This window comes from Pseudoalteromonas sp. P1-7a, assembly GCF_001401855.1.
GTDB lineage: Bacteria > Pseudomonadota > Gammaproteobacteria > Enterobacterales > Alteromonadaceae > Pseudoalteromonas.
In genome coordinates, this window is sequence record NZ_LKDU01000103.1 from 1 (window position 1) to 407 (window position 407).

General features: G+C 40.0%; 1 protein-coding gene. It reads left to right on the plus strand.

Annotated features, from left to right (window positions below; translation table 11 throughout):
• Nucleotides 1-379, plus strand: a 379-nt coding sequence (locus AN389_RS19685) for a DDE-type integrase/transposase/recombinase (RefSeq protein WP_146258104.1), incomplete at its 5' end; no start/stop codon positions are given.
• Nucleotides 380-407: the final 28 nt, after the last annotated feature.

A 407-nucleotide genomic window follows, 5' to 3' on the forward strand; every position in this document is an offset into this window, starting at 1 on the left:
GGCAACAAGTCGAATTAATAATGCGGTTTTAGTGATTAAAACACTAAAGAAGGCTTGGAATGTGCGCAAGCCGAACGGGCAACGTTTACTGTTTCATTCAGATCAAGGGAGCCAGTATCGAGCTAAAGAGACTATATCGTGGTTGAACAAGCGAGGTGTAACGATTAGCATGTCGAGAAAGGGAAACTGCTGGGATAATGCCTGTTCAGAAAGTTTTTTTGCTCAGTACAAAAAAGAATGGATGAGTAATCTAAATGAACTGAGTCGTAGCGAAATGACAATACAAAGTCGTTTTTATATTGAGAATTACTACAACTCAGTGCGAATGCATGGGACGATTGGAAATGTTAGCCCCATACAATATGAATCAATGAATTAAAACCCCGTGTCTACTTTATCGGGGTCAG